Origin of the sequence: Selenomonas ruminantium AC2024 (assembly GCF_000687995.1) — a bacterium.
GTDB classification, from domain to species: Bacteria; Bacillota; Negativicutes; order Selenomonadales; family Selenomonadaceae; genus Selenomonas_A; species Selenomonas_A ruminantium_B.
On the sequence record NZ_JIAC01000001.1, the window covers coordinates 232,282 to 257,499 of the forward strand.

The 25,218-nt window shown below is 46.9% G+C and carries 27 protein-coding genes, 1 tRNA gene and 1 other RNA gene; 11 read left to right on the forward strand and 18 right to left on the reverse strand.

Features of this window, described 5'->3' with window-relative positions:
• Positions 1–24: 24 nt before the first annotated feature.
• Genes P157_RS0101015 through hsdR form a run of 3 tightly spaced genes read right to left on the reverse strand, consistent with a single transcriptional unit; the run spans position 25 to position 5,387 of the window.
• A complete protein-coding gene (locus P157_RS0101015) occupies positions 25–1,536 on the reverse strand; it encodes a restriction endonuclease subunit S (RefSeq protein ID WP_026759369.1) in 1,512 nt (503 codons plus the stop codon).
• Positions 1,533–3,002, reverse strand: coding sequence for a type I restriction-modification system subunit M (locus tag P157_RS0101020; protein ID WP_026759370.1), 1,470 nt, complete (start codon positions 3,000–3,002; stop codon positions 1,533–1,535). The genes P157_RS0101015 and P157_RS0101020 overlap by 4 nt, the downstream gene beginning before the upstream one ends.
• Positions 3,003–5,387 carry an EcoAI/FtnUII family type I restriction enzme subunit R gene (gene hsdR / locus P157_RS0101025; RefSeq protein ID WP_026759371.1) on the reverse strand — a complete coding sequence of 795 codons (2,385 nt, stop codon included), beginning with the start codon at positions 5,385–5,387 and terminating at the stop codon, positions 3,003–3,005.
• A 406-nt stretch (positions 5,388–5,793) separates the two neighbouring features.
• Here hsdR and P157_RS0101030 point away from each other — a divergent pair, with 406 nt between their 5' ends.
• From P157_RS0101030 to P157_RS0101055, 6 genes are all read left to right on the forward strand, one after another.
• Positions 5,794–6,087 (forward strand): hypothetical protein, encoded by a 294-nt coding sequence (locus P157_RS0101030; protein ID WP_196243090.1) that lies wholly within the window; start codon positions 5,794–5,796, stop codon positions 6,085–6,087.
• A gap of 1,761 nt (positions 6,088–7,848) precedes the next feature.
• Positions 7,849–7,961: transfer RNA gene (locus P157_RS15360), tRNA-OTHER, on the forward strand.
• A 129-nt stretch (positions 7,962–8,090) separates the two neighbouring features.
• Positions 8,091–8,336: an N-acetylmuramoyl-L-alanine amidase family protein gene (locus tag P157_RS0101040; RefSeq protein WP_026759373.1), complete on the forward strand. Its 246-nt coding sequence runs from the start codon at positions 8,091–8,093 to the stop codon at positions 8,334–8,336.
• A gap of 644 nt (positions 8,337–8,980) precedes the next feature.
• Entirely contained in the window at positions 8,981–9,856 is an 876-nt protein-coding gene (locus tag P157_RS0101045) for a LysR family transcriptional regulator (protein WP_026759374.1), read from the forward strand.
• A 92-nt stretch (positions 9,857–9,948) separates the two neighbouring features.
• Complete coding sequence (locus tag P157_RS0101050) at positions 9,949–10,932, forward strand: YeiH family protein (RefSeq protein ID WP_026759375.1); 984 nt, start codon at positions 9,949–9,951, stop codon at positions 10,930–10,932.
• A complete protein-coding gene (locus tag P157_RS0101055) occupies positions 10,869–11,348 on the forward strand; it encodes a YnfA family protein (protein ID WP_329811581.1) in 480 nt (159 codons plus the stop codon). Before P157_RS0101050 ends, P157_RS0101055 begins: the two co-directional genes overlap by 64 nt.
• A gap of 59 nt (positions 11,349–11,407) precedes the next feature.
• Here P157_RS0101055 and P157_RS0101060 read toward each other — a convergent pair whose 3' ends face one another.
• Both P157_RS0101060 and P157_RS0101065 read right to left on the reverse strand, forming a co-directional pair.
• Entirely contained in the window at positions 11,408–12,412 is a 1,005-nt protein-coding gene (locus P157_RS0101060) for a PDDEXK nuclease domain-containing protein (RefSeq protein ID WP_037368444.1), read from the reverse strand.
• A gap of 54 nt (positions 12,413–12,466) precedes the next feature.
• Positions 12,467–12,790 carry a helix-turn-helix domain-containing protein gene (locus P157_RS0101065; protein WP_037368051.1) on the reverse strand — a complete coding sequence of 108 codons (324 nt, stop codon included), beginning with the start codon at positions 12,788–12,790 and terminating at the stop codon, positions 12,467–12,469.
• A gap of 822 nt (positions 12,791–13,612) precedes the next feature.
• Between P157_RS0101065 and P157_RS0101075 the strand changes: the two genes are divergently transcribed.
• Together P157_RS0101075 and P157_RS14750 are read left to right on the forward strand one after the other, a co-directional pair.
• Positions 13,613–13,996 (forward strand): hypothetical protein, encoded by a 384-nt coding sequence (locus tag P157_RS0101075; RefSeq protein WP_026759379.1) that lies wholly within the window; start codon positions 13,613–13,615, stop codon positions 13,994–13,996.
• Between the two features lie 66 nt (positions 13,997–14,062).
• Positions 14,063–14,299 (forward strand): helix-turn-helix transcriptional regulator, encoded by a 237-nt coding sequence (locus P157_RS14750; protein ID WP_051598435.1) that lies wholly within the window; start codon positions 14,063–14,065, stop codon positions 14,297–14,299.
• Between the two features lie 262 nt (positions 14,300–14,561).
• On the opposite strand, the gene P157_RS0101090 is transcribed toward P157_RS14750, so the two are convergent.
• Positions 14,562–14,801: a hypothetical protein gene (locus P157_RS0101090; protein WP_026759380.1), complete on the reverse strand. Its 240-nt coding sequence runs from the start codon at positions 14,799–14,801 to the stop codon at positions 14,562–14,564.
• 180 nt (positions 14,802–14,981) lie between these two features.
• Between P157_RS0101090 and P157_RS15365 the strand changes: the two genes are divergently transcribed.
• Positions 14,982–15,134, forward strand: a complete 153-nt coding sequence (locus P157_RS15365; protein ID WP_155266677.1) for a hypothetical protein — start codon at positions 14,982–14,984, stop codon at positions 15,132–15,134.
• 82 nt (positions 15,135–15,216) lie between these two features.
• Here P157_RS15365 and P157_RS15370 read toward each other — a convergent pair whose 3' ends face one another.
• From P157_RS15370 to P157_RS0101135, 7 genes are all read right to left on the reverse strand, one after another.
• On the reverse strand, positions 15,217–15,366 hold the full coding sequence (locus P157_RS15370; RefSeq protein ID WP_155266678.1) for a hypothetical protein: 150 nt from the start codon (positions 15,364–15,366) through the stop codon (positions 15,217–15,219).
• Between the two features lie 397 nt (positions 15,367–15,763).
• Positions 15,764–15,964, reverse strand: coding sequence for a hypothetical protein (locus P157_RS0101105; RefSeq protein ID WP_026759381.1), 201 nt, complete (start codon positions 15,962–15,964; stop codon positions 15,764–15,766).
• 105 nt (positions 15,965–16,069) lie between these two features.
• Complete coding sequence (locus tag P157_RS13575) at positions 16,070–16,417, reverse strand: JAB domain-containing protein (protein WP_051598437.1); 348 nt, start codon at positions 16,415–16,417, stop codon at positions 16,070–16,072.
• 133 nt (positions 16,418–16,550) lie between these two features.
• Positions 16,551–16,763 (reverse strand): hypothetical protein, encoded by a 213-nt coding sequence (locus P157_RS0101115; RefSeq protein ID WP_026759382.1) that lies wholly within the window; start codon positions 16,761–16,763, stop codon positions 16,551–16,553.
• Between the two features lie 41 nt (positions 16,764–16,804).
• Positions 16,805–16,993 (reverse strand): hypothetical protein, encoded by a 189-nt coding sequence (locus P157_RS0101120; protein WP_026759383.1) that lies wholly within the window; start codon positions 16,991–16,993, stop codon positions 16,805–16,807.
• Positions 16,994–17,461: 468 nt separating this feature from the next.
• Positions 17,462–18,700: a histidine-type phosphatase gene (locus P157_RS0101130; protein ID WP_026759384.1), complete on the reverse strand. Its 1,239-nt coding sequence runs from the start codon at positions 18,698–18,700 to the stop codon at positions 17,462–17,464.
• Positions 18,701–18,761: 61 nt separating this feature from the next.
• Positions 18,762–19,076, reverse strand: coding sequence for a hypothetical protein (locus P157_RS0101135; RefSeq protein WP_026759385.1), 315 nt, complete (start codon positions 19,074–19,076; stop codon positions 18,762–18,764).
• Between the two features lie 169 nt (positions 19,077–19,245).
• Here P157_RS0101135 and ssrS point away from each other — a divergent pair.
• Positions 19,246–19,418: non-coding RNA, 6S RNA (gene ssrS / locus P157_RS15055), on the forward strand.
• 57 nt (positions 19,419–19,475) lie between these two features.
• On the opposite strand, the gene P157_RS0101140 is transcribed toward ssrS, so the two are convergent.
• On the reverse strand, positions 19,476–19,733 hold the full coding sequence (locus P157_RS0101140; protein ID WP_026759386.1) for a DUF896 domain-containing protein: 258 nt from the start codon (positions 19,731–19,733) through the stop codon (positions 19,476–19,478).
• 167 nt (positions 19,734–19,900) lie between these two features.
• Between P157_RS0101140 and P157_RS0101145 the strand changes: the two genes are divergently transcribed.
• Complete coding sequence (locus tag P157_RS0101145) at positions 19,901–20,083, forward strand: hypothetical protein (RefSeq protein ID WP_026759387.1); 183 nt, start codon at positions 19,901–19,903, stop codon at positions 20,081–20,083.
• A gap of 60 nt (positions 20,084–20,143) precedes the next feature.
• Here the strand turns inward: P157_RS0101145 and P157_RS0101150 are convergent, their stop codons facing one another.
• The 4 genes from P157_RS0101150 to brnQ form a co-directional block, all read right to left on the reverse strand.
• The gene (locus tag P157_RS0101150; protein ID WP_026759388.1) at positions 20,144–22,069 is read right to left on the reverse strand and encodes a TRAP transporter permease; all 1,926 of its coding nucleotides are present in this window, start codon (positions 22,067–22,069) and stop codon (positions 20,144–20,146) included.
• Positions 22,062–22,541, reverse strand: coding sequence for a DUF1850 domain-containing protein (locus P157_RS0101155; protein ID WP_026759389.1), 480 nt, complete (start codon positions 22,539–22,541; stop codon positions 22,062–22,064). The genes P157_RS0101150 and P157_RS0101155 overlap by 8 nt, the downstream gene beginning before the upstream one ends.
• A 63-nt stretch (positions 22,542–22,604) precedes the next feature.
• A complete protein-coding gene (locus P157_RS0101160; protein WP_026759390.1) occupies positions 22,605–23,570 on the reverse strand; it encodes a TAXI family TRAP transporter solute-binding subunit in 966 nt (321 codons plus the stop codon).
• Between the two features lie 225 nt (positions 23,571–23,795).
• Positions 23,796–25,142 carry a branched-chain amino acid transport system II carrier protein gene (gene brnQ, locus P157_RS0101165; RefSeq protein ID WP_026759391.1) on the reverse strand — a complete coding sequence of 449 codons (1,347 nt, stop codon included), beginning with the start codon at positions 25,140–25,142 and terminating at the stop codon, positions 23,796–23,798.
• Positions 25,143–25,218 lie beyond the last annotated feature (76 nt).

Sequence of the window (25,218 nt, forward strand, 5' to 3'; positions counted from 1 at the left end):
GGTTTTTAGGTGCTTATGGATTTGTTACTTTATCAATCGTTCACAAAAAGGGAGAAGTTCTTCTATCTTAGCTACGATGCGATGTTGTTCGTTTAATGGTGGAAGGGGGATAAGTAATTTTTGAAGAGTAAGTGGCTTTAGTTCTTTTTGGTTGGTTGAGCCTTCTCCTTGTTTTTCAAGATATGCTTGATTATGTTTTAATACAGCATATATATATTTATGGCTGATTGAATTAGACGGACGTATAATTGTAACATGAGAATCAGGTACTATTGGTAAATTCTTTGGATTATCAGTGCTTCTGTATAGACCAACGCGTCCCATTGTCCCAGTTCCGGTAGAGTTTACGATAATATCTTCATTTAGCATAAATTCATTAGCTGGGTACTTGATAAGTTTCGCTTCATCCAAACATTTAGCTAATTCAAGATTTATAGAACCTTCTTTGGTGTTGCATTTTTGTGCAAAAACAAGGGTGTTGCTTTTGTTTATGTAAGAAGGAGCTTTCCCACGTTTTATGTCTTTGACGACAATATCATCTAGTCGTATCCATTTCCACGTATCGGGAATATCAAAGGGAATCTCATCCTCTGTTATTGGTGGCAGTGGCTTTGTTTCCTTTAGCTTTTTTTCTTCGATAAGCTGTTTTTTCTCGGCCTGAATTTGTTGCAATAACTCATCGGCAGTACCTTCTTCTTTGCGCTGTTCGACCAGTTTGCCCTCTATGGCATATTGAAGTATGCTTTTTTTCATCATTTCGGGGAAACGCTTGTTAAAGGCAGTTAGCTTAGTATGTGCTTTATCGTATTGGTCGATAAGGGGCAGTAGTTCTTCGATTTTTTCCATTATACGTTGTTGCTCTGCAAGTGGCGGAAGAGGGACAAGATAACTTTTCAACTCGGCAAATGGTGGTATGTTTTTTAAGGCACTTCCTTTGCTGCTTTTTCTAGCTGTATTTTTCAAAATTGAATCGAAATATAGCAAAAAAAAGGGAACATATACGCTTGGCATTAACTTCATTCGCATCAATGCTTGATTGATTATACCCGTTTCACAACCATCAGGAAGGATGTAGGTTTCACCTATGGTTCCTGCACAACTGACTATGATGTCACCAGATTTGACTTCAAAGCCAGTCATTTTTTCTTCAAAATATTTTCGTGATATATAATAGTTACCCAGCGTCGCATCTTTTTGAATCGCATTTTTCTGTTCATAAACTTTTATTGTATCAATTCCTTTAGGAACGAACATCGATTTTGTCAATGCACTTCCAAATGGCCCCTTTTTATACACTCCAAATTCATCAAATCTTACCCATTCCCAACTGTCAGGAATGTCAAAAGGCTTTTCATCATCACTTATCGGAGGTAGTGGTTTTGATTTTTTTATTTTCTTTTCCGCAATAAGCCGATTCTTTTCTTCTTGTATCTTTTCAAGCAGTTCTTTAGCAGAACCTTCTTCCGGCCTCTGTGGCACTAAACGACCTTCTATTGCCCGTTGGAGTATACTATTTTTTAACTGTTGTGCATTCATTTAGCATCCTCCATAATCGCCATTATCTTATCGAGGATATGGTCTATTTCCGCATTAAGTGACGCTCGTTTTTCTTGGTACTGATTGATTAAATCCATCGGAGGAATAATTTCCTCTTCTTCATGGGGGAATCCGCACAAGTCGATATTATAGTCATTTTCGGCAATTTCCTGTACCGTGTACTTCTTAGCTTTAGCCCAGCCATCTTCTTCAACTTCCTGCCGATTGTTCCACCATTCCATAACAGGGGTGAAATGTTCCATCTTCATGGGCTTGGTCTTGGAGAAATGTTTATACCCTTCGGGCATATCTAAGCGGTAGAACCACGTTTCCTCGGTTGGCTTTGTATTATCGAAGAATAAAAGATTGGTTGTAATGCTGGTGTAGGGGGAGAATACACTGCCCGGTAAACGAATAACCGTATGCAGATTAAACTCACTGAACAGCTTTTTCTTAATATTAACCTTCGTATTATCCGTTCCGAACAGGAACCCATCGGGGAGAACCACTGCAGCTCGTCCATTCTTCTTCAAACGATACATGATAACGCTCATAAAGAGATCAGCTGTTTCCGAATCGGCCAAATCATCGGGGAAATAGTTTTGTACGCTTTTATCCTCACGACCACCGTAAGGAGGGTTCATTAAGATAACATCAAATTTATCCCTGTCCGTATAGTCGAGAACTTTCTTCAGTAGGGAATTATCATGGTAAACCTTCGGCACATCAATATCATGTAAAAGCATGTTGGTAATACACAAGAGATACGGGAATGGCTTTTTTTCTATGCCGTAAATGGACTCTCCGAATAGTTCCTGGTCTTCCGTGGTCTTAACTTGTTTGCTGAGTTCCTTTATCCAGCTCGTCAAGAAACCGCCTGTTCCGCAGGCAAAGTCAGCCATTTTTTCTCCTAATCGGGGCTGAATCATGTGCGCCATAAAATCGGTCACGGCACGCGGGGTATAAAATTCACCAGAACTACCTGCTGATTGCAATTCCTTCAGGATTTCTTCGTAAATATCCCCAAAGGCATGGGACTCCTTTACATCCTCGAAGTCAATTTCATTTACCGTGTCGATAACCTGCCGTAAGTAAACGCCATTTTTCATGTATTGGTTGGCATCTTCAAAGGTAGACTTGACGATAGCTTTCTTTATAGGCGTATCGGAGGAAACATTTAATTCCTTCAAGGTAGGAAATAGCGTGTTGTTTACAAAGTCTAAGAGTTCATCGCCTGTAAGGGCGTGGCCGTTCTCGTCTGGTTCTGCCCAATTACGCCAGCGACATTCCTCGGGGATAATGGACTGGTAATCGTCATCGTCAAATTCCCAATCTGCCTCTTTTACATCATAAACCCGCAGGAATAGAAGCCATACTAATTGCTCGATACGCTGGGCATCACCATTGATACCCGCATCCATGCGCATGATATCGCGGATTTTCTTTACAAAACCAGTTGTTGCCATTTATACTACCTCATTTTCATAGATTTCTTTTTCTAGTTCCTGCAATGCCATTTCATAACCCTGTTTGCCTCCGAATAGTTTCGCTATGCGGGAGGGTTTGCCAAATTTTGCGAAGTCGGCCAGCTTGAAGATTTCGGTCTTTTCGATTTCATAGATACCCTCATTCATATACTTATCGAGGAGGATTTCTAGCACAGCCCGCGCATCTCCGCTATACTTGCTGAAGAAGTCACGTTTCTTTATATTATCAGCCCGTTCTTTCCGTGTCAAAGGCTTAGCACCAAAGGCCACATAGCAGATAAAGTCAAAATCGTCTACATCGCCCATATCCTGGGATTCTTTAAGCGCCTTTAGGTCTATGCCCAAATCGCGAAAGGATTCTTCAATGACTTTCTTTTTCTTCTCGGAGTTCCAACGCCGAATGAAGTTTTGCAGGGACGCAAACTCGCCAACAATATTATGCTTAGTGTAGTCAATAATATCTTCCTGTTTCAGCAATTTGCCGTCAGTGTCGTATACAGATACGGTTTTATTGATAATCTTGACGGTACAGCCGTTCTTGTCCACAATGGGCTTTATCTTGGGCTCGCCTGTGCCACCGCCGTTACCATCATCACCGCCTGGTTCGTCCCCTCCGTTATCATTACCGCCGTTACCACCTCTCGGTTTGCCTTGGCCTGGTTTGAAGCCATCATCCTGTTCTACTTCACCGTCCCATTCGGGGTCGTTAAAGAGGCGTGCTACATTGCGGAAGTCCATTACTACGAAATAGGTCTTGCCATCCGCTTCGCGGATTCGTGTTCCACGACCAATGATTTGCTTGAAGGTTGTCATGGAAGTAATGTTCTTATCGAGGACTATCAGCTTTGTCATTTTGCAATCTGCGCCAGTAGACAATAGCTCCGATGTGGTTGCAATAACAGGGTAGGGGGAAGATACCGAAATGAAATAGTCCAGCTTGCTCTTGCCGTAAACGTCCGACCCTGTAATTCTAACGCAATAGTCGGGATTTTCCTTTACCATATCGGCGTTAAGGTTATTCAGGGCTATCCGCATCCGCTCTGCAGCATCTTCCGTGGCACAGAACACAATGGTCTTTTGCATCCGTCCCGTCTGCTTTAGGTATTCGGTTATTTCATTAGCTACTTGGTCAATCCTGTCCTGAATGATAATGTTGTAATCATAATCCACGTTGTTGTATATGCGGTCTTCGATTTCGTTGCCGTATATATCCAACTGCCCTTTACGCGGCCTCCAACCGTCACCGATATTGGTAGTCACGTTGATAACGCGGAAGGGGGCTAAGAACCCGTCCTCAATGCCTCGTTTTAGGCTGTACTCATAGATAGGCTTGCCAAAATAATCAATATTTGAGACTGTGTTGGTTTCCTTGGGGGTAGCCGTCATGCCGATTTGGGTAGCACTGGAGAAGTATTCCAATATTTTACGCCAACGGCTTTCTTCCTTTGCAGAACCGCGATGACATTCATCTACAATTATCAAATCGAAGAAGTCAGGCTTGAAACACTGGCTAAAGTTTTCCGATTCGCCTTCGGCCTCTTCATCAGCCTTGCCTGTCTGTTGGTATAAAGCAAAGTATACTTCATAAGCGTTAATAGTGCTCTTATCATCCTTGGCAAAGTTTATCTTGTGAATGGTCTTTCCCAACGGCGCAAAGTCCTGCTCTATGGATTGGTCTACCAAAATATTGCGGTCGGCCAGGTACAGAATCTTTTTCTTGACCCCAGCTTTCAATAAACGATAGACGATCTGAAAGGCTGTATAGGTTTTACCCGTTCCAGTTGCCATAACTAGCAGAATACGCTCCTGCCCACGGGCTACCGCATCGAGGGTACGGTTCACGGCAATGCGTTGGTAGTACCGAGGCTCATGGGTTGTCTGGCTTGAATAATACGGTTGTTTAATCAGCTTGATTTCGGCATCATTAAAGCCCTCGCCGTTATTGACTTCCTGCATTAACCTTGCCTTTAGTTCTTCCATAGTAGGGAACTCATCGAGAGAAAGCTCCCGTTCCTTTCCCGTCAAGAAGTCATGCTCATAGAACCCGTCACCGTTAGAACTATACGCAAATTTCAAATCTAACTTCCGGGCATAGTCCATCGCCTGCTGCAAACCGAAGGAAACAGAGTGGGCGTTGTCCTTGGCTTCTACAACAGCAATGGGATAATTGGCATTTAGATATAGCAGGTAGTCTACCTTTTTAGGCTTGCCACGGGAAACCATATTGCCCCGCAGATTTATCTTCCCATCCGTGATACGGGTCTCCATAGTTATATGGTCTTTCCACTTCGCCTGGATAGCGGGAGTTATGTAGTTAAGTTTGATGTCCTCTTCCGTCATCTGTTTCTTGTCTATGATAGGCATAAGGAACGCCTCCTGCTCTGTTGCGGGTTGTGACTTACATAATATGTATATATTCTTTATTATAGCATAGTTGACCTTCTTGCTTTGTAAACGAATCGAAAAAAGGGATTGACATGTCAAAAGATGAAAGATACAATATATAGCGTTACGGCACATGATAACCACAATATAATGTAGGGGGCACATAATTAGTAAAAACAATCAAACTCGTGATAGCGTAAAAGCTAAAAAGAAGGTCAAAAGTAAACACTTGCGGATGTCAAAAGACATTTTTTATGGTTGGATTAAGTGCTTTTATATCCCTTGCGACTTGTCAAGAGGTGAGCAGGCCGTATTTTCTTACGTAGCGCAACATAGACGGCTTAGGGAATTTGACAACGCTATAATAGATAAGGACGGCGAACCAATGGAAGTTAAAAACCTATTGGAACGGCTTACAATGAAGTACGATAGTAACGGACGGGGGCTTATTGCTGGATTAAAGAAAAAGGGAATCATAGCGAAGTCTAAAGGCATCTTGTATTTGAATCCATACATAGCACACAAAGGGGGCGTAATGGCAAAAAGTACGCTAAAGTTGTTTGAATACTTCAAGTTTGGGGAAGAAGAAGCCGAGGACTTAAAGGATATGCTCCCATTTGACGAAGAAGCACCAACAACACCGCTGGAAGAAATACCAATGGAAGACCTACCTTTTTAATGTCTTATATCAGTGTACGTTTGTTTTGGGCTATACTTTTCTAAAATGGCGTGTTTGAAAAAAGTGCGTTTTGTCTGTGAAATATGTAATTTTTTTATTATACGTATGGGAATATATGACAAAATAAAAATAGGCAAATTGCGGGAAGCCTTGCGGGACAAGGGCTGACGGCCATCTAAGAATTCAATCGTATATATAATATAAGGGGACTTATAGGGGTAAGTTCTCTTTTTTCTTTCTAGTGCGGTCATCGTTGATAGATACTCATTTTCCTACGCGTGTATCACGCTACGGATAAGTTGCAAGCAACTTACTTCTTTTTGTGCTTATGCACCAGTTCCCTGCCGGGGGCTCTTACGAATCGGAAAAGCTTTCGGGGTTAGGGGCGTGGCAACTTATGAAGGTATAACGTAGATAACCTAGTGGTGGCGGTAAAAGGGAATAAGTTCTTCCGATGTGGTAAGTGATAGCGAAGTGGTAACGTAGCAACAGAAACAGTATACTAAAAAAAAGAAAACCGTGAACACGAAACACCGTGAAGTCGTGAACGTTGGAAAGGCGGTAGACTTGACAATCCAATACTTTATTTACACAGAGGCATTATTTGGAGGCAGTATACTTGCGTAAGAGGGCAGGACGGCTTATCAAGTAGGGGGCGTGAGGATTACAAAGGGGGCACTAGGGAAGTAGTAAAACAGGAGCGCTGCTTCCGATGTGATAATTAAAGAATAGTGTAGCGGTAGAGAAATGATAAAAGTAACTGACATGAAAAAGTATACATGAACATGAGGGAACACAAGGCGATTATAGGAACGTGGATGCATGACGACAGCAAGGGGGGGCGTTGACGATGAGGGGATTGACAAAATGCAACATACAGAACTGACAACTGCAAATAGGAATCTACAACAATATGCGGAAAATAATGCACTTACATGATTATGGTACGTTGTAACATAATTGATAACAACAATCATTTACGGTTCATAACATCTGTAGTAGCTGATAGCTATTATCAAATGTGTTACGGAAAGCTGTTACATTGCGAGAGGTAACAAAAAACAAGCACAGAAAACGAAGCGGGAACGCCGATACCAACAAGGGTGCAAGGGGGCTTTGTATAAGGTGTTACGGAAAAGGGCTGTATAGCGTTAACGGTGTTACATTATTTAAGGGAAAATAGCAACACGAAAAGAGCAAGGGGTATAGTTATATAGGGGCATCAAAACAAGGTACGAAAAACGCACAAAAAATAGGAGATTCTTCCGGGGCTGGCCGTTTCTTCCGATATGTAAAACAAAGATGATTGCATCAATATATGTATCATAAACAGAAGTGATGAAACAGATAATTGATAATAAATCTAACTGATGGTAATTACGGTTAACCACAGTTAGGAACAGTTCTCAATCATAACACATCAAAAAAACCCCTATTTATGTATGGGGGGCAATTTTTTCTAAACCTAAGGCGCTGTATATAATCGGCTTCGTCCCCTTTGAGTGGTTCAAGCATCGTATAGGTAAATTTGAAACTTCAATAACTTGTCCGATAAGACAACCAGGACAGTCATTATAGACCAAAAGCCCCCGTCATGCTTACGCACGAGCGAGGGCCCGGAGGTCTTTCTATGCAGTGAATATTTTAACAAATTTAGTAGACTATTTCAAGAACATGTTTCCGATAGGAGAAAAGACTACTTGACTGAATTGGATATACGAGCTATGATGGGCTGGAAAAAAAGATATTTTATTTATTTAGATAGGGGTTATTTAGGTTTTTAATTGTCCGAGTGGCGTCCCCCATCGGGGCTCTGACTCGAAATCAAGTGTGGTTAATAGCCACCGTGGGTTCGAATCCCACCCTCTCTGCCATTGAGATTAAAGGGCTCGCGCGATTTTGTGCGGGTCTTTTTTGCTGTCCGTTTTTTGCGTTCAGCGGGTAACACAAAGGTATTTTTCCAACCGTTACGAGCCGTTTCGGGACTTTTTTCCGTCAGATAGTTGGGGACGAACAAACAGATTTTTCCGCTCTGGTCGTCCCCCTTTGACGCAGGCTACAAAGACCGCGGCGTAAAAGCCCATCCCTCCTTCTGCGTCCTGCGCCAAACCGCCATGCCTGCCGTGCTGGTGGAAACCGGCTTTATCGACAGCGAGGACGTAAACCTCCTCACCCGCCACGGCGACGACATAGCAAGAGCCCTTGCCCGGGGCGTGACGGATTACGCAAATTTTCTTGCCAGTGCGTAGGTGAGGTGGTATAATAAAGCTACAAATGAAGTAATGATGGTAGCCCACTGGGTTCACCGATAAAAGAGTCTGCAGCTTGGTAACCTGCGAGACTCTTTTATTTTGCCTGAATAGAGAAAAGGTGCTGTGATGAAATGCGAAATCATTTTATCCACGCACCAACTCTTACTTTATATGAAATGCTGTCTAATCCTTGAATGTCACACTGATGCCTTATTCAGCGATTGGACACAGATTTTTCGCTTTCTGCCGAAATTTACTCAATCTGACAAACATCTTGCTTTGCCACCTCCTTTTCGATAAACTATATTGAGAACATCTATCAGGAGGAACTTATGATTATACTCATCTTTCCCACCACGAAAATGGAGCCGCTCCCTTGATAATACTGGGGCATCGCGTAAGATATAAAGCCTCTCTTGACAAAAAAGCAATCTGCTGTTTATCCTGTCTATAGACAATGACAACTTCACAATACACTGTCAGAGGATGAGAGTATTCGCCAGTGACGATACCAAGGAACCGCATTATACTATGTTTCATTACAACTGTTTTGGGGAGGCCTATGCAATTATTATATGTTTTTATCGGGTTCTTTATTAGCTCATCTGTATTGAAGTAAACACGAAACAAGGAGCATCTTTATGACACTGCGTCATTTCCAAATTTTTCTCTATGTCCACGATGAAGGCGGCATGACCCGAGCCGCCGAAAAACTGCATATTTCCCAGCCCTCGGTGAGTCAGGCCATTCGAGAGATGGAAGAGCATTATGGAACGAAGCTCTTTGAACGGCTGGGCAAGAAGCTTTTTTTGACCGTAGCTGGGGAAGAACTCTTGCAGTATGCCCGTCACATCGCCGGCCTTGTTAACCAGTCAGAATCTGCTATGCAGGATTTTGCTGACGGCTCGCCCTTGCGAATTGGTGCCACACTGTCTGTGGGAGAAAGCATATTTATCCCATTGCTGGACAGATTCCGCAAAATCTGTAGGCAGCGGGTATACTCGTACATTCACAATACTGCTACTTTGGAAAAAGCCCTGCTGAATGATGAATTGGATTTGGCCCTGGTAGAGGGAAACATACATTCTCCCTATCTGAAGGAACATCCCTTTATGGCCGATGAACTGGTATTCCTGGCTGCTCCCCATAATCCTATCCCTCGTACTATTTCCGACCTGTCCCAAATGCCTTTCATTACCCGTGAAGTAGGCAGCGGCACTCGGGAACTCTTTACGCGTATTATGACGGAACAGGGTATAAAACCTAAGATAATCGGCACCTACAATAATTCCGAAAGCATAAAGCAGGCGGTCATGGCAGGTTTTGGTATAGCTGTGCTGTCAGAACGGGTTGCCAACCATGAACTTGCTGCAGGCAAACTGAGCAAGTTTGACATTCCAGGCATTTCCTTTACACGGACTTTTCGGATTGTCTGCCATGTCAATAAATATCAGACGCCAGCCCTGGAGAATTTCATTGACCTTTGCGGCAATTTTGATGATTATCATAGGTTATAACCTATGATAATCATCAAATCATAGTATTTTACAATTTCCCCAGCAAATGTTAGGATGTTTCCATAATGATATTCAAGGAGGCATCTTAACAAATGAAAAAAGAACACATACGCGGTATTTTGCTGGCGTTGGTCATTGCCATACCAGCCTGGCTTTTGGGCAAGCAGTTTCCTATTATCGGCGGGCCGGTATTTGGCATCCTGCTGGGCATGCTGCTGGCTGGAATAAAGCGCCCCACGGCCTTAGAGCCTGGCATCGCCTTTACAGGCAAAAAGATACTTCAATACGCCATTATCCTGTTGGGTTTTGAGATGAACCTCTTTCATGTGCTAGACATTGGCAGCCAGTCCTTTTCCGTCATGATATTTACCCTGCTAACAGCATTTATGGTAGCCTTGGTGGTAGGCAAAATGCTGCATCTTGACCGCAATACCACCACCCTTATTGGCGCAGGTACGGCCATCTGCGGCGGCTCAGCTATTGCAGCGGTTGCTCCCGTTATTGGTGCCAAGGACAAGGACATCGCCTTTTCCATCTCCACCATTTTTCTCTTCAACGTTCTGGCTGTATTTATTTTCCCCTTTTTGGGCCATCTGATGAATATGTCTGACCTGGGCTTTGGCATGTGGGCCGGGACAGCGGTAAACGATACTTCCTCCGTGGTAGCTGCGGGGTATTCTTATAGCGAAGCAGCTGGTGGCCTTGCCACCATTGTAAAACTCACCCGAGCTCTGATGATTGTTCCGGTCTGCCTGATTTTTGCCCTGCTGATGGCACGGGAAAAATCAAGCAGTGGTGCTGGCTTTAACTTCAAAAAGATTTTTCCCTGGTTTATCCTGTGGTTTGTAGTGGCTTCCATTGTCAACACCACCGGCATTCTGCCGGAAGCACTCTCGCAAGCACTGGGCACCTGGGGCAGATTCGCCATTGTCATGGCCATGACGGCCATTGGCCTGAACACCCGGCTCGGGGAACTGGTAAAGCATGGCTTAAAGCCCATTTTCCTGGGGCTTTGCTGCTGGGCAGCGGTGGCCTGCATGTCCCTGCTGATACAGTATCTGATTGGTATTGTATAAGAGCAAATACTTATGCTGGTAAGTTTAATAATAAACTTAGTATACAGTTTTCAAGAAGCCGTCAGGTTTTTGCATGTGGGAAGTTTGAGATTATACTGAAATCCCTAGCTTATTTCTTAATTGCCGGCCTTTTTGAAATCGGTGGCGGCTATCTAATATGGTTGTGGCTCCGAGAAGGAAAAAGCATCTATTTTGCTCTTATGGGCGCTATCATACTTATCCTTTACGGCGTGATACCCACATTTCAACCTGAAGGAAATTTTGGCCGCATATACGCTGCATATGGAGGAATTTTCATTGTCATGTCTCTCCTATGGGGCTGGGGCATAGACCATATAACCCCAGACCGCTTTGACATCATTGGTGGTCTTATTGCCATGATTGGTGTCTTTGTCATTATGTACTGGCCTCGTTAATTTTATCAATAAAAGGCGCTGTGATGAAATGCGAAAGCATTTTATCCACAGCGCCTCATTTATTTGTTAAAATCCGCCCCCGTAGGAAGCTGTGTTTTTAAGTCTTCCGGCAGTTCCCGTGTCAGGCGGTACTCACTGACGCCCATAGGCTTACTCATATCTCGCAGGGAGTATTCCGCCACCACGTTGTTTTTGTTTTTGCAGAGAATCAGTCCGATGGAAGGATTGTCCCACTCGTGACGAAGCTGGCTGTCCACCGCTGACAGGTAGAAATTCAATTGACCGGCATACTCCGGCTTGAAGTCACCAGTTTTCAGCTCAATGACAAAATAGCACCGCAGATTCAGGTTATAGAACAAAAGGTCAATAAAGAAATCATCGCCACCCACATTCAGATGGTACTGCTGCCCCACAAATGCAAACCCCTTACCCAGTTCCAGCATGGTCTTGGTCACATCCTTGACCAATGCATCCTCTATATCCCGCTCCAGCATATCCTCCCGCATTTCGATAAAATCGAAAATATACGGATCTTTCATGGTATCCCGAGCCAGTTCACTCTGGGGCTTTGACAAAAGCTGGGAGAAATTGCTTATCTTCGGCGCCGTCTCCTGCCGCTCATAAAGCCGGCCCTCAATCTGATGCGTCAAAACATTTTTGGACCAACCATTTTCAATGGCCTTACGGGCATACCACAAACGCGGTTCCATATCCTTGACCTTTTCCATCAGAACAATATTATGCGACCATGGTAATTCTGCAGACACTGTCTGCAGAATCTCTTTGTCCGTCATCGCAGCAAATTTCTTCATATACCAAAGGTTACGCACAGAAAAGCCCTTCATCCGTGGAAAATCGCTTCTTATTTCAGCGGCCAGCCTTTCTACAAAAGAGTTTCCATAGGCAGCATTTTCATTCAGCAGCGTACCAATCTGCCAATAAAGCAAGATAAGCTGACTGTTGACCTGCAGAATGGTCTGGTACTGGGCCTGACGGATTTGAGCCTTTATGGTATTTATAAGCTGTAATTGCTCAGTGCTTGATACAACACTATCTGTTTTCATATGCAATATTCAATCTCCTTATTATGATGGATACAGGCCCGCAAGAGCATATTATCAATAAATCAGCCCCCCCATACTCTCCCGATAGCGTTTCTTGAACTGCATCAGATTGATGATTTCTGCCTGATCCATAGCCGGCAGTTCCGCAAACTCCCGAGCGAACCGGGCCGTCTTTCCCTCTGCCGGTGCCCTTCCATGCACAAGCTCATCCATAGAGGTACCATACAGTTCTGCAAAAGCAGCTAACTCGCTGGCGCTGACTTCTCGCTTCCCCGCCTCAATGGCCACAATTGTCGTCCGTGCCATCCCCATCTGGTTGGCCACAAACTCCTGCGTCAAATGCAGCGCCTTTCTAGCCGCCTTTAATCTCTCGTGCATGATTTCACACCACCTTTATAACCAGTTTACTTGAGCATGTCAGCCTTGTCAATGTAAAATGTCGTAAAATCCGACATTAATTAAGAATCCAATACCGCCATCGTACACAGACAGCTGACATTGACCAGCCAGCCGCCCACTGTTACTTTTGTCTTCAAACTTGAGGTTCCAATCTGACACCTCAAGTTTATTTCCATCCATCAACTGCTTGCAGGACGTGCTGCGCGCCTCCCGCGCGTTACAATCCGGCATCCGCAGGCCGTGCCCTTGTCGGTAATTCATGGCAACAAGGCAGGTGGCACAGAGGGCAGGGAGCCGTCTCTGCACATGGACGCATCCGCGTCCATTCTCCGCCCCCTTTCCCCCTACGGCTCCGATGAACGGAGCCTACCCTCTTTCCCCGATTGCCCGCCCTGCGGTGCTGTGGCTCCTCAGGCGAACAGGGGAATAATGTGCCACGGGATAGGGGGACAGGGGGCTCGGCAGCCCTTCGGGACGACTACGGCGGCCTGCGAGCAAGGAGTGGGATAACTCGCGCCGCCGTACCCCCTGCCCTCAGTGCCTCGATATAAACAACAGGGCTAGTTGCAGCCTGCTCGTCATTCATGCGTATTCGGTTTGTGTCCGTCTGCTCGGGTGGACAGGCCTGCCCCCTCGGAATGCCACTGGCATTCCTCGACGCATCCGACACAAAATACGATAACAAAGTTTTCTGCTTGGCTTCAAAATATAAGGGATATCTTCATATAGCGATAATAGCCTTCATAATGTATACTATAAGTAATATAGCCAATAGCTAGTTATGGGAATGGGGGAATTGATATGCGAAAGATTATGGCCATAACCATGTTATTAGTTACCCTTTTGGCATCCACTTGTTTTGCCGCTGATTGGTATTGGCTTGTGTCAACAGATACTGCCAGTTTCTACGTTGACAAGAACAGCGGACAATGGAACGGCCTGCATCTTAACTGTTCGGAAAAAATTATCTTCGATGATGGTAATTACGCCTTGTATGATATTACCTATGATTATAGCGACTCTCATCGCATAAAAAGACGCCAAAACTTTATTTGGGTTTATAATGCAGATGGCTCATATATCGGTAGTGACCGCGGTTATGAATGGACAATCATCCCACCTGAATCTGTAGGCGAAGAAATTGCCCATAAGGTATTCTTTTTATTTAAGAGCAGAATAAAGTAATCTGTTTCTTTCATTTACCACTTCTGACAGGTCAACTAATCCCAATAATAATGACGGAGGTTCTACATGGAAAATGTCAATGTAGGCTATTATATAAAGTTACGGCGCAAGGAACTGGGGATGACTCAATCCCAGCTTGCACAAAAGGTGGGAAAGTCAGCTCAGGTAATTTCCAACTGGGAGTGGGGCTACAGTCCCAGTATGAAGATGGAGGAACTGGCCAAGGTGGCCACCTTCCTGCAGGTTAATGTGGGCTATTTTTTCCCGGCCGAGGAAAAACAACGGACAACTGACCCCCCGTAGTGGACAAACAACTGCGGGCTATTATTGACATTTATCCTTCCCTCAGCGATTACACCAAAGATATTATTGACGCCATCATTAAAGTGGCCAGAACACATAAATAAGCACGCATATCAAGGAGGCTGTGATGTAGCCTCCCTTTTTATGTCCACACCATGTCAGTCCGAGATTTATATTTAATTATGAATGCTTTCTGCAGCCACAATAAAAGAGAGCACATCGGATGATATGCCCTCTGGCTATGTCTTAGCCTATATCGCTATTATTTACCAACACAAGCGCTGGCGTTTTGTGTTTCAAATACATTTGCTGCCATAGTAATTTTATGACCACCACCGATAGGGAGTTTCATTTGTGTTTCATCTACATTTGCTGCCATAGAATTTGCATTACTGTCATGGAAGCTAGGACGGGGACGTTTCTTGCTCCCACCGGGATTGCATCGTCCACCAGCTACCATATCCAGTTCCATAACATCAATCTTATTCATGAGCTTTTCCATTTTATTTTCCTCCTCCACATCTTAGGGTGTTGTTATCTTGCTTTCTGTTCTTTATATCCCCGAATGCAAAAAGTGTGTAGGGTAATAGAAAAAAATTTTGTAATGCTTGACCTTATCAATCGTAAGTATAGACAAAGGTAAACAAAGTCAACTAAGTACAACAGAAAGGGGATATCAAAAATGATGGACAAGAAAGAACTTAACATGATGGAGATGGACATGGTGGCTGGTGGTAGTTGGTTGGACGATTTGATTGATTTCGGTCAGGATGCAGTTAAAGAAATAGCCCCGTATATAGAGGAATATCAAGAGTATCTGCCCTTACCAAGATAATCGCCTTTCTCCATCCAAGGGGGCGCAAAAAAGCTACTGTACAAACTCGACATGTGCAGTAGCTTCTCTTTGTATCCAGTTTTTATCTATACCTTATGACTTGTTTGCGTTCTACATGATACTCTTTAATCGAACGATTCGGACGACGATTATCAGGATAAACGTACCGCTTGCCTCCAGTCACCTTATCCAGTTCCATATCGTCCAGTTTGTTCATCATCAGCTTATCCATTTTATTTTCCTCCTCACAGGCTTGAGTGTTGTTTTTGCTTTCTGTTCTTTATATCCCCGAAAGCGAAAAGTGTGTAGGGTAATAGAAAAATTTTTTCGTACAGGCTGCGTAAGGGCTTTCTCCGATATGGGGAAGGCTCTTTTTTGTGGCAGAAAAACGGCGTATTATTGCCAGTCATCAGTAGCCCAGGCGATGAAGAATAGCAGACCGAGCACACACAATGCGGTAAATCCCATGATAATCAACTCCTTTTCGTGCAGGTTCGGCAGATTAGCAGGACAATCCTTTCTCCGATTCGAGGAAATTTCCTTGCACACAAAAAAAGAGAGCACATCTGATGATATGCCCTCTGTCTATGTCTTAGCCTATATCGCTATTAGCTGCCATAGAATTTGCATTACACATTAATTTTATGACCACCAGCGACAGGGAGTTTCCCGATAGGGAGTTTCCCGATAGGGAGTTTCATTTGTGTTTCATCTACATTTGCTGCCATAGAATTTGCATCATGTTTGCGAGGACGAGGACGAAGTTTTATAGAACCCCCAGATACCTTGTCCATTTCCATAACATCCATCTTGTTCATGAGCTTTTCCATTTTATTTTCCTCCTCACATCTTAGCGTGTTGTTATCTTGCTTTCTGTTCTTTATATCCCCGAAAGCAAAAAGTGTGTAGAAGAAAATAAAATTTTTTGCTTCCCCTCATAACTTTATCCGCCCGACCTTATTCTCCTTGTAGCTGTAAAAGAGGTTATCCCCCAGTATCACATGGTCTAATACTGGGATTTCCATAATGTCCCCGCAGAGCATTAAATGCTGCGTTACCTTTATATCCTCCTTGCTGGGCGCGGGCCTGCCGGACGGGTGGTTATGAGCCACGATAATCGCGGACGCTGAATAGCCCATTGCATCACGGAACACTTCCCGGGGATGTACCACCGCTCCCGACAAACTCCCCACCGATACAACAGACGTTCCGATTAGGCGGTGATGGATGTTCAAGGCCAGCAGTTCCCCATGACTTTTCATAATTATGTCCCAATCTTTCATTGTGCCCACTCCTTTTTCACTGCAAAGGCATCCGCCTTTTTACACGAGCATTTCACTTGAAGAAGTCCATGGGGATATTTCAATGACAAAAGCCGTTATCCTTCGATAACGGCTTGTCACGATATGCAACTTTTTAATGGGGCAGGGCCTGTTCCAGTCCAAAGCTCACCCGCATGGCGGCCATCCGGGCATCTGCCAGCACAGTCCGGTAGCCCTGTTCATACTGCTGCTTGGCGTAAGCGTCAACCAAGTGAATAATCTCCTCCAGCCGCCCTTGCGTCCACGGACTCATGGCATAGGCCTCCCCCAACTTGCCACGAACCAACGCTTGTAAATCCATTTCCATTTCCTAACATCCTCCTATTTTTAGGCCACAACCAAAAGCACTTAATACTCAATGCTTTCCTCATGTTCCCGTATTGTCCGTTCTATCATTTCATGGAACCCTGACAGGGCGGCAAAGGGTGCGAACTGTGCCGCCCGCTTTATCATGGGCATGCGCCGATGGTTTTTCGGTTCCGGACGGGGCATATTTACAATATCGGCATAATCTTCTTTTTCTCTGGTAACAAACATACTTTACGCCCTCTGTGCAATTCATCTACTCATAGTGTAATACAAAAAGAAGCGGTTGACAAGTCAAATTTTGACCGGTCAACCGCTTTGCTTATTGACTTGTCATTTTTCCAGCCGCCTTAGTTCCTGTATGAGTTCCCCCAGCTTGTCGGTGAATTTATCCATGGACTTCTAGAAGCTGGTCAATAGATAAAAGGTCACCACAATGGGAAAGCCCACAGCGGAAAAGGCGGTGAGTATGGTCTGCTCCACCTTTTCGCCACCTTATGGCAAGAGCTGTTCATCCACAATTCGCAGATACATGTACCTGCCCCCTTATCTCACAGCACATTATTCCCTATTCTGCAGAAAATAATGTACCACAAAAATCTTTTGACCATTATCCCCCTAGATGACAGAACAGCATTCATACACAACAAAGAACCGGACGTACTGCTCATGCGTCCGGTTCTTTGTATTCAACGATCTTCAATAGTGCATTCCCATCAGCTCCGCGTCACTGGTAATGGCATCGGTGAGCCGCTGCTGGAAATCCTGCATGGTAATCAGCCCGTCGGGGTTGGGGTAGATATTCTGCAAATGCAGGGGCACGGCCTGCGGCGGGTTATCGGCATCGATAGGTGTTTTGCCGCACAGCTGGCTGGTCGAAGGATAGACCAGTTTCAGAGCCACATAGCTTTCGCCGTCCGCGTCCTGCCATTCTTCCACCACGAGCTTCGAGCCAATGGGCGCTTCCTGCTCGATGGTTTCCGGCAGTTCGGTATCCTTGACCTCCAGGGCCCCCATCACCGATGCAATATTGGTATCATGGCCACACAGGAAGGTAAACTTGCGCTTTTGCAGGTTCAGTTCCTCCTGAAAGATGGACAGCATCGGCCGCGCCAATGCGCGGGAAAGGGTTGGGATATGACGATAGGCATGAATGCCCAAGTCTTTCACCGACGCAATATCCCGCCACTCGTTAAATGTCAGTTCATGGCCAAAGCTTGCCCGCTTGTCGCCCAATTCATAATACTGCAGGACCAGGGCATCACAGGTCATCATCAGCGGACGGATGGAACCGCCCAAATGAACGCCATCCTTGACGCTCACCTTAAACTCGCCCTTGCTGACTTCCGGATTGTCAAAAACGCCAGCTGCCGTCTTTACACCAGCTGCTACACGCTGCGTCAGGGCAGCATTGCCGCCCAAGGCCGTAAGTTCAGCGGTCAGCTTTTCATCATAAGCGGGCTTATGTCCCGCCTGCCCCGGCAAAAATACGGGGTCTGCTTCATTCACATCGCCTTTATACTGAACGGGCACATCCACATCCGGGAACATCCCCGTTTCAAAACTTCTGGCCGTGGCAATGGTGCGCTGGAAGGCATTGGCATAGAGCAGGATATCCCGCGCCTCCGGTTTATAATCCGCGGGGAACAGTTCTTCCTTCTGGAAATAAAGCCGGCAATAGGCCCCCATTTTTTCCTCAATCTGCGCGCCATGCGCGGTAAGCTCGCCGCCCTTTACACCAAAATCATGCCAAGTGTGTGCGGTAATCTCGCCCAATTTCTCCTTGCTTACCAGCGGCGCCCGGATATTGTGCCGCGACAGGACGATAACCTGCGCCAAATGATACTTGCTGTGAAATGCGTCCTGCGGCACTGCCTCCGCCTGCTGACAAAAGCACAGCACCATCAACAAAGCAGCCCAAATCTTTTTCAACAACATCCTCAATCCCTCCCCACATAGTCAAAAAAGCCCCATAAAGGGGCTTAATCATCCGTAACCATTAATAGCTGGGATGTACTTTCACATAGTCCACCGGACGGCTCCAGTCAACGTGTACTTTGGTTTCATTCCAGAGGCGGGTCAGCGCCAGTTTGAAGCTTTCCACATCGGCCAGCGGGTCGATTTCTTCCGGCGTGAAGTCCATGAGCGTCTCATGCGGCACGTTAATGCTGTGCTTTTCCCCCAGGTATTTTTCCGTCAGGCTCTTGGCCTCATCGTTGTTGATATTGACGGTTGCGCTCTTGCTCTCGCCATCGTAGTCAATCCAGCCCAAGTCCTTGCCAAAGCTGATAGCTACGCTAAATTTATTTTCCATGGTAGTATCTCCTTTAATCCTACGTTTTCTACATCTGATTATATATGATTCGGCCTTATTTTACAAATTTTTTGGGGAAATGGCCAAATTAAGTAAATATTTTCAAAAGTTTGTATTTGTCAAGTCTTGCACATGCATTTTTTTTGTGCTACTATACTAACAAAGAAGGATAAGCCTGGGGTGTGCGCGGGCTTTTGGAATGTCCAACCTACATTTATTACAGGGAGCCTGACTTGATTCTGGTGGAAGTACGCCGAGGCGTCATGCGGAAGCCAGACTTAGGGCACCCACCTGCTAGTCGCAGGTTTTGGGCATTTAAGGCAGCGGCAGTTTGGACCCCTTCTTTGAAAAGGGAGTGCTAACCTAGGGTAGCATTCCCTTTTCACGTATCTGCAGGTATCAGTGCAGATATGGGCGCAAATTGATGGCGACTTCGTTGATATGGGTAATCTTGGGGTCCGGGTTCTGCGGCATGGCCGGAGCCGGTGCATCCACCACTTCAATGTTGTCTAGCATCTGCCGCATCTGGCCGCGGATGCCTTCCAAATAGATTTCCCGCAGGTTCGCCTGCTCTTTTTTTTCTTCCTCGGTAAGTCCCGTGGAGCGCTGCTTCCGGGACAGTTCATTAATCCGGGCAATGAGTTCCTTAGTTATCATAAAAGTCTCTCTTTCTTCAACAGCTTTCATTACACAACGCAATATTATACCTTTCGCCCCCGCCCTTGTCAAAATATTTCCCGCCCCATTGCCAAAGGTTACAGCGGTTTAGTATAATGGGCTATGGTTGTACAACCAAATACAACTTCACAGGAGGTTCGGACGTTTTGGAACCTGGCATTAGCTTTTCCGCTTTGGAGGAACAGATTCTCCTCCTGAAAGAAGCCACGGATGCGGTACTCCTGGACACGATAGGTCTGGGACAGAAGATGCAGGAAGCGTTTGAACGGCATGCCGACAGTACGATGAGCTCGCAAGTGTTGTGGAAAGCACTGCAGCCTCAGGACTGATGGCGCAAAAAGGCCCTCTCCCTTGCGGAGAAGGCCTTTTCTCGTATTATTTTTGAACCGTTATTCCGTAACAGCCTTGGGACGGCGTTTGAGCTGTCCGGCGATAATCAGGCCGAAGAGCACGATGCCGACGCCGTCGGTAGCCAGGCCCGGCTGAATCATCAAGAGGCCTGCCACGACGAGTACCAGTCGTTCCCATACCTTGCAGTCCGCTGCCAGATAGCCGATAAGCGCGGAGCTTATAGCCACCATGCCGCAGAGGGCCGTCACCGTGGACAGGACAAGTTCTGCTGCCGTGCCGCTCATCATCAGGAGCACCGGAGACATGACGAAGATATAGGGAATGATGAAAGCGGCAATGGCCAGTTTCGAGGCATTGACGCCGGTTCTAAGGGCGTTGCCGCCGCTGATGCCCGAACCGGCATAGGCAGCCAGTGCCACCGGCGGGGTAACGTCAGCGATGATGCCGAAGTAGAACACGAACATATGGGCCGCCAGCACGGGAACGCCCATCTGTACCAAAGCGGGCGCCGCAATGGTCGAGGTGATGACGTAGTTTGCCGTGGTGGGCACGCCCATGCCCAGGATAATCGCCGTAATCATGGTGAAGAACATGGTGGGCAGCAGCATACCGCCGGAGAGGGTCAGCAGGCCCGAAGCAAGCTTCAGCCCCACACCGGTTTTCGTCACCACGCCGATGATGATACCGGCAGCGGCGCAGGCCACCAGTACGCCTAAGACGTTGCGAGCACCTTTTTCTAAGCCCTGCACGACCTCAATGGGTTTCATGCGGGTGGATTTGCGCAGGCAGGAACAGAGAATTGCGAGAACAATAGCCACCAGGGCCGCCCGCATGGGCGTATAGCCCGATACCAGCAGGTACACGATAATAATCAGCGGCAGAGCCAGATGGCCCCGCTCTTTGAGCAAGGTGAAGAACTGCGGCAGCTGTTCGCGGGGAATGCCCTTGAGCTTGCTGCGCTTCGCTTCAAAGTGTACGCCCAGCCATACGCCGGAGAAGTACAGGAGCGCCGGTACCACGGCGGCCTTTACAATATCAATGTAGGGAACCCCTACGAACTCAGCCATCAGGAAGGCTGCGGCCCCCATAACAGGAGGCATGAGCTGACCGCCCGTGGAAGCTGCCGCTTCAACGGCCCCGGCAAAGTTCTTGTGATAGCCCAATTTTTTCATCATAGGGATGGTCAGCGAGCCTGTGCCCACCACGTTGGCCACGGAACTGCCGGACACGGTACCCATAAGGCCCGAGGACAGGACCGCCACTTTAGCCGGGCCGCCGCTGGCCCAACCGGCAATGGAATTGGCCAAATCGATGAAGAACTTGCCCAGCCCCGTGGACTCCAGATAAGCACCGAACAGGATAAAGAGGAAGATAAAGGTCGAAGACACGCCCAGAGGAATACCGAAAACACCCTCGGTGGTGTAGTAAAGATGGCCGACCAGCTGGCTCACCGTCAGGCCGCGATGGGCCAGCACGCCGGGCATATAGGGGCCGGCAAAGGCATAGGCCAGAAAGGCCAGTACCACGCAGACCATGGGAATCCCCACCACACGGCGCGCAGCTTCAATCACGAGCAGAATACCTAAGACGCCGACCACCAAATCCACATCGGACACCAGCCCTGCCCGCAGTACCAGATGCTGATACTCATAGATAATGTAGGCAGGTGCCGCCGCGCCTAAAACCGCCAGTACCAAATCAAAGGGATGCAGCTTGTGCCGCGACCAGCTTTTCCGCGTGGGATAGAGCAGAAACACCAACGCCAGACCAAAGCCCAGATGAACACCGCGCTGCAGTTGGGCATCGAGCACCCCGAAGGTTGCGGTATAAAGCTGAAAGATGGAAAAGCAGATAGCGATAAAGGCCACAATCTTTTTCATCACACCGGTATATTCCATGGTGTCTGACTCTTTGTCATACTCCTTCAGAACCGCATTTGCGGTTTTGGCATCATGTTCATTCATTCATAACCAATCCTTTCCATAAGGGCATTAACTCTACCGTCACTAACGTGCCGGGCTGATACTTTTCATAGAGAGGGAACTTCTTCCCCGCAAGGCTTAACGTAAGCTCCGTACCGACGCCCACGCGCAGAGCAAGCTTTGGATACCGCCGCTCCTGCCCCCGCAGCCAGAAATAATCACCCTCCTGATGGAACTCCCCTTCCGCCGCATCAAAGGGCAGCCCCACGCCGAAGGACTGATACTTGGTAGCCGTCAGCAAAAATCCCTGCCGCGCTTCATCCACCGCCAGATATTCCTCCACCGGCGTCTTCTGCACAGAATGGATGAAACGTATGGACAGCGGCAAACCTGCTGCCACCTCTCCGATATAAAGGCGCTCGCCTCCTGCCCGCACGACAATGCAGGGCAGGGTGAGTATCTGCCAAAGAGCCAAAAACAGCCCTAAACCGCATAGTAAAAATTCTTTCTGCAAAATATCACCTTTTCGCAAAAAGGGCTGTTACACCCCGTGCAACAGCCCCGCAAAACTTCAGAATTACTCCTTAAAGAACTTCTCTGCACCAGCATTAACCGGCAGCGGCATACCTTCGAGAGCCTTCTCCTTCAGGATGGCTTTGGCGGCCGCATGAGCTGCATGGATACGGTCAAGGTTCTTGAACAGCGCCTTGGTGAGTTCATAGCCCAGCTTGTCGTCCACCTTGTCGTTGGCTACCAGCATAGCCATTACGGAGACAGCCGGAACTTCTTCATCAAAACCTGCATAGGTACCAGCCGGAATAACCGTCTTGGTATAGAAAGGATATTTCGCAATCAGGGCATCTGCCTTGGATGCTTCAACCGGCAACAGGCGAACCTTGTGCTGGGAAGCGATATCCTGTACAGCGGAGGTCGGATAACCAGCCGTCAGGAACGCGGCATCAATGTTGCCGTCCTTCAGGGCGCTGGCAGCTTCTGCAAAGGAAAGATACTGAACCTGAATGTCGTTATACGTTACACCATAGGCTTCCATAATCTGGCGGGCATTGGCTTCTACGCCGGAACCGGCAGCACCTACGGCCACCTTCTTGCCCTTGAGGTCAGCGATGGACTTGATGCCAGAGCTCTCCAGCGTCACCGCCTGGCAGGTTTCCGGATACAGGGTAGCGATACCCTTGAGGCCTTCGACCTTCTTATCCTTGAACATTTCCGTACCATTCACCGCATAATAGGTAATATCATTCTGAACGATAGCCAAATCCACAGAACCATCTTTCAGCATATTGATATTTGCCACCGAAGCCCCCGTGCTCTGTGCACTGGCGTTCATGCCCGGGATGTCCTTATTGAGAACTTCAGCCATGGCACCGCCAATGGGGTAATACGTACCTGCCGTACCGCCGGTACCGATATTTAAGAACTTCTTCTCTGCGGCATTGTCACCACCACAGCCGGTGAGCACCGCTGCCATAGCCACAACCGCCAGCCCTGCCAACAGGGCTTTTTTCAAGCCTGTAAACTTCATAACTTACCCCTCCTATTGTGTCATTTGACCTATAATTTAAAACAATAACTGCATATCTCGTATATCATTATAGCATAGAGGGTATACACTGACAAGTGTTATAACCAGAAAAATAGACATTTTGTAATGTATGTATGTATACATTGCACAATTAAACAACAAAAGCGTCATTTCCGAGTTGGAAATGACGCTTTTAGACAAGACGCTTCTATATTGTATGTAATTTTACTGTTCCGTCGTCAAAACTTCGCTGTCCCGCGCATCCCGAAAAGAGGAATACACCCAGCCCACAGCAGCTGCCACCACAGCCGGTACGAACCAGCCCATGCCGATATCATAGAACGGCACATACGCCGTCAAAAATTCCGTCAATGCCGGGAACTTGATGCCAGCGGCAGCGAGGCCGTCCAGCACAGCAAAGACCAGCGTCACATTGATGGCCAGACGGTAAACGCTGTAGCGCCAGCCGATAAATCCATCAAACAAAGACAGAACCACGAACACGATAACCAGCGGATAGATGGCTACGAGGAACGGCACGGACAGCGAGATAATCTGCGTCAGGCCGATATTGGAAGCCACAAAGCTGAACAGCGTACCTGCCTGTACGAGGCGGGCATAGGAAACACGGTTGTTGCTGAGCTTGTTAAAATACCAGGCCATGCCGGAAATCATGCCACAGGAAGTGGTCAGGCAAGCCAGCGCAATGATGAAAGCTACTAATAAATTACCGGCCGGGCCAAAGAAGATGCCCACAGCACCAGCCAGCAGCTGGCCGCCGTTTTCTACATGACCGAGTACGCCAGCGCTCGTTGCACCGATATAAGCCAGAGAACCATACACGAGCGTCATCAACGCTACCGTGATGAAACCAGAAATGATGCAGATTTTGCTCACGGATTTATTATCCGTCGTACCGCGCATGCGGATGGCATTTACCACAATGGTACCGATGGACAGGGAGGCCAGAAGGTCCATCGTCTGATAGCCGTCCTGGAAGCCCTGGGAGAACGGAGCCGTAATATAAGCGCCCGTTGCGTCGAGCACTTCACCCAGAGGCGTCACAAAGGATTTCACAAAGAGAATGACCAAAAACGCCAGCAGCGCCGGAGTCAGCATTTTGCCCACACGGTCAATGAGCTTGTTCGGCGTCATGGCCAGATAATACGTTGCCCCAAAGAAGAACAAGGTATAGATGAACTGTCCCAGCGTCAGATTTTCCGCAGCCAGGAACGGACGAATACCGATTTCAAAGGACACCGCACCGGTACGGGGTACGGCGAACACCGGGCCGATGGTCAGATACAGGATAACCAACAACGCCGTTGCGAGCCACGGATAGGTCTTGCGGTTCATAAACTCCACATACTTACCGCCCTGCATGGCGATAGCCGTAATGCCCAAAAGCGGCAGTCCCACGCCCGTCACCAAAAAGCCCATCATGGCAATAATGCTGTTTGAGCCGGCAGCCTGCCCCAAGGCAGGCGGAAAAATCAGATTGCCAGCCCCAAAAAAGATAGAAAACATCATCAGGCCGACGGTCAGGATTTCGCCTTTGCTCATTCGCTTCATACTTACTCACACTCTTTTCTTACAAAATACACCTTTTGTCCACTCACAATGTACGCGAGTGAACATACAAAAAGCC